Annotated in this window: 3 protein-coding genes; 2 read left to right on the top strand and 1 reads right to left on the bottom strand. The window is 43.6% G+C overall.

The window, feature by feature from the left end:
* The first annotated feature begins 376 nt into the window (after positions 1-376).
* Positions 377-835, top strand: a complete 459-nt coding sequence (locus P8P30_07945; GenBank protein MDG1287480.1) for a hypothetical protein — start codon at positions 377-379, stop codon at positions 833-835.
* A 329-nt stretch (positions 836-1,164) separates the two neighbouring features.
* Here the strand turns inward: P8P30_07945 and P8P30_07950 are convergent, their stop codons facing one another.
* The gene (locus tag P8P30_07950) at positions 1,165-3,339 is read right to left on the bottom strand and encodes a hypothetical protein (GenBank protein ID MDG1287481.1); all 2,175 of its coding nucleotides are present in this window, start codon (positions 3,337-3,339) and stop codon (positions 1,165-1,167) included.
* A gap of 511 nt (positions 3,340-3,850) precedes the next feature.
* On the opposite strand from P8P30_07950, the gene P8P30_07955 reads away from it, so the two are divergent.
* Positions 3,851-4,147: a hypothetical protein gene (locus P8P30_07955; protein ID MDG1287482.1), complete on the top strand. Its 297-nt coding sequence runs from the start codon at positions 3,851-3,853 to the stop codon at positions 4,145-4,147.
* The last annotated feature ends 211 nt before the right edge of the window (positions 4,148-4,358 follow it).

A 4,358-nucleotide genomic window follows, 5' to 3' on the forward strand; every position in this document is an offset into this window, starting at 1 on the left:
CCGTAGAACCCGCAATGAAATATTTTATCAACTCTAACTGCTTATTTCTCGATAACTTACAATGCTTTATATACATCAATAACTCCTAACAATTTAAATGTTAGGTGTCAGCCCCAAAATGTTATTCTAGATCTTGAAGCGGTGTAACGTGCAGTGATGATGATACGTCATTATCGCAGGTTACATACCAAAGATTTTTTTACTGTCTGCTCCTGCGCATTTGTTTAAACCATTTTCGCATTACGCAAAATGGTTAAAGCAATTTGCTTATTGAGTTTATGGTTTGAAAAGATAATAACAGGTTCGAACGCTACACCCTGATTTTACTTCGGTAAGATAAATTCGTAGTTATATACATTCTTAATTCATTCTTATTATGAGAGCTATTCTCACGATCATTACGATCACCCTATTCTGTATCAGTGCAACCGCGCAGAACTTCCGTTGGAACGGCGACAGCCCAACCCCAAATCCATACCAAAAGGTGCTGGATAAGGAAGTGCAGCCCACCACAAAAGCCCCGCTCTGGGACTTGAAGCAGAACGTAAACATCTGTTCCCACTGTGGGCAGGTGATTGCAAAACCTACAATGGCGCGCGGACTCTTCAGCCCTTGGGCCAAAGAGAACCTCGCTCCGCAAGGGCGTTGGTTCGTTGTATTTGCAGGAAAATCGGCACCTGCACTGGAAAAACTTCCCGTATTCGTACGAGGAGGAACTACAGTGAAGGGCCTAGACGGACTTTACCGTCTGACGTGCTTCGTCGCAAACGGTGAATCTTCGGAGTTTCTTGCGGCCTGCAAGGCTGCTGGCTTAAACGGTGTTTACGTTCAGTAGCGGTCTTAGGTTACACGGCAATCCCTCCTCTCCCCGCGTGGAGCGGGAGGGATTTGCTGTTTTGAGGGGGATGTAATCTAAAAAGAATTGGAAATACTGTGTATCAGTTACTCCTAAGCGAGTCCCTTCTGATGTGTTTCAATAGTAAATACATGTGGGAAACCGATTTCCTCTGACATCATTCTCTTTCCTTACCCTAGGGCAAAGGCTTTTCACTAGGGTAGGAAGCCTTTTCCTAGCCTGCCATAAACCTTGTTCTTTCTATATCCTGGAGTCACCTTTTGGCGCAACATCACTCCATCATGAAAAATTAAACCAATGTCACGCAATTAGAAAGAGTATGTATCAAAGTCTGCGGCGGTGATGTTTGTGACCCCGTCTACTTGAATATCGCTGCCATTAGCAAAGGTAATATGTGTATTGCCGCCACTGACTGAAATATTGAGTGCATCAAAATCAAACACAAAGAACGGATTGATTTGGAACGTTGGAGTAAGATCAATCAAGAATATCTGGTCTACTCCTTGTTGGAAGTCGTAAACGCGCGCATCTACGACAGAATCATAAGGAGTGAAAACAAACGTATCAGAACCGCTACCGCCCCACATTTGATCAGCCCCTGAAGTAGCCACTAAAATATCATCACCTGCACCGCCAGAAAGTGCATCTGCAACACCGGTATCAAAGGCCGTTCCATCGATATTTACATCAATGATAAAGTCATCATCATCACCGCCATTGACCGTATCAGAACCTGTGCCGCCTTCTACCGTATCATTACCGGCACCGCCATCGACGGTATCGCTGCCAGAGCCACCATCAACCGTGTCGCTGTTAGCGCCACCATCAATGCTATCATCACCAGCGTCACCATCAATGCTATCATCGCCATTGTCGCCGCTTAGCGTGTCATTGTCATCACCACCAAATACGGTATCGTTACCAACACCTCCTGTAACCGTATCATTGCCTGTGCTTCCGTTCAGTATGTCATCGCCAGATTCACCATAGATGCCATCATTACCTGAGCCGCCATTTACATTATCATTATCATCACCGGCTGCGATAAAGTCATTGCCAGACCGTCCCAAAAGAGTATCACTGCCTGCTCCACCATTGAGCGCATCATTGCCAACTCCTCCATCAAGAGTATCATTACCGTCACCGCCATTGAGCGTATCGTTGCCTACACCACCATTGACGGTATCTGAGCCATTGCCTCCAACTGCGTTGTCATTGCCGGCACCCCCATCGATACTGTCATTATCGTTACCACCATCAATAATATCATCACCGACACCACCAAAGATCGTGTCATTTCCATCGCCACCAGAAAGGCTGTCATCTTCGCCCGCGCTTTCACTCCCCCAAGCCTGTGCGAGAGTACCCGTAATTTGAGCGACTTCAGCAGCATTTAGCGCATTATTATATAATGCAAAATCGCCGATTTGGCCTTTGAAGAATGAATTAGTGCTTGTGATGTCTATCGTGCCTGATTCATGGCGTGTTCTGGTACCATTTGCTCCAAAGGTAATATCACCACCATGCGCAGCCTGCTCATGATTAACCACACCTGTACCAATACTTGCTCCATCCACATAAGCAGTGAAACTATTATTAGGAAAATCAAATACTAAGCCGATTGTGTACGTAGTGTTAGTGTCAACTGACGTCGAAAAGAAATGGTCAAAATCATTGCCATTATTTCTCCAAGCACCTGCATAGAGGTCATCACCCTGCAGATAAAAACTAAAACCGTTTGAGCGCCCACCTTCTTCATAAATATATTGACGGCTAGATGTATCATCACTGGTGTTAACACTCATAAAGATACTACGTTCCGTGTGAGCAACACCATTAATGTCGTTCGAGTTTGACATATCTAGGTGATCATTTACTCCATCAAAATTTAGCGCGTTATTGCCATTAATATCTATGAGTGTGGGTTGTCGTGAAGCATCATTTTGGAATAATGTATTACCGTTTCCGCTATTATCTACAACCGATTGAACGCCACCTGAACCCATCACAATGCTTGCTGGATCATTTGGGGAAATAACTGCTGGAGCACCAACCGGCTCAACATAAACAACATCACCGCCATTTATGAGATCGTCACCAGCACCGCCATTAATCGTATCATTGCCTGCACTTCCATCAATTGTATCATTACCATTAGCACCAGTAATATTGTCATTACTTAAATGACCCACATAATTATCGCTTCCATTACTTAATGTATCTAAAGCAGGGGCATTGGTATTAACATAATTGCCTGTTGCCACCGTGGTAGCACCATCAAGCAAGGTAATATCATCTAACGTATTCGTATAAAGAAACGTTGTCGTTCCGGCGAGCAAAGAAATACTTCCTGCTTCACCCCCGACTGCTTGCCATGTATAGGTAAAGTCGGAACCACCTGTATTGATAATTTCCCAAACATATTCATTACTGCCGTCACTATCGACGTTTCTTTTACCAATTGCTGAAACTGTTATAGCCATGATTTGTGCATACTTTCTGGATCGGTTTTCTTATACCCTCATTATGCGGCAAGAAAGTTAATGTACGTTTACTTTTAGAGTCAATTTTAGACAAATAGGCTGAAAAAATTGCGGCACTAGCGCAGGGGGGGGCTCCCTATAGTATTTCGATAATTGGCTCTATTGCTGATTTTTACACATAAGTTCTGGTGCGTATCGAGCTCGCGTTTAAAATTCCAGAGCTTTGTGCTTATGTGACAGTTTCATTAAAAGGCCACCACCGCATGACACGACAGGAGCTGGGAGTATCACTTACCTACTCCTTACTATGCTCCTTCACCGCCTCATTTATCACTGCGTATGACACATGGCGCTTTCTTAGTCTCTCAAGTATTCGACTTATACCCATTTCGATTTCTGCTCCAAAACCGGCCCGAGTTTTCAACAGCCAATCTCGTTCGGCAGTCAGCCTTACCAGTTCTTGCTGTAATTCATTTCCATACCGGCATCGAACTCCAAGTCCGCGCCGTCGGTGGCAGGCCTCGTAACGATGAAGTTTGACCTAAGGTTGAAAGAAGCGTTATCGCGTATCTGCGTTCAACATATCGAAGTGCTCAAACTCAGAAATTTAGGCAAAAGAAAACCCCGCAATCAAGACCTAAGCCTCTTTTGTGGGGTTCCAAAATGTGCAGATCGCCTCTACGGATTTATTTCCGATCTCTACACCATCGGCATTCGTAGCCTGAGCCGGATACGCAAGTGCATCCTTTTGATGATGAAATTAGCAACAGTCTTTGGTTGCCGTGAAAAATCTGATTTAGAATGGTGAATAGAATTTGAAAATTGATCATTTTTTGATATTTAATAATTAGAAAATTACTGACTCATAAAAAGTCAGGTATAATAGTGTAATAAAACTGGCGATAGCCAGGTAAAATCGAGGGTCCTTCCATATAGGAGTTTTACCGTTTTTCATAAATGTGGTTTTTGAAAATGAAAAAAAATTTAGGGGCTGACACCTAACATTTAAATTGTTAGGA

This window comes from Rickettsiales bacterium (assembly GCA_029252805.1).
GTDB lineage: Bacteria > Pseudomonadota > Alphaproteobacteria > Rickettsiales > JALZUV01 > JALZUV01.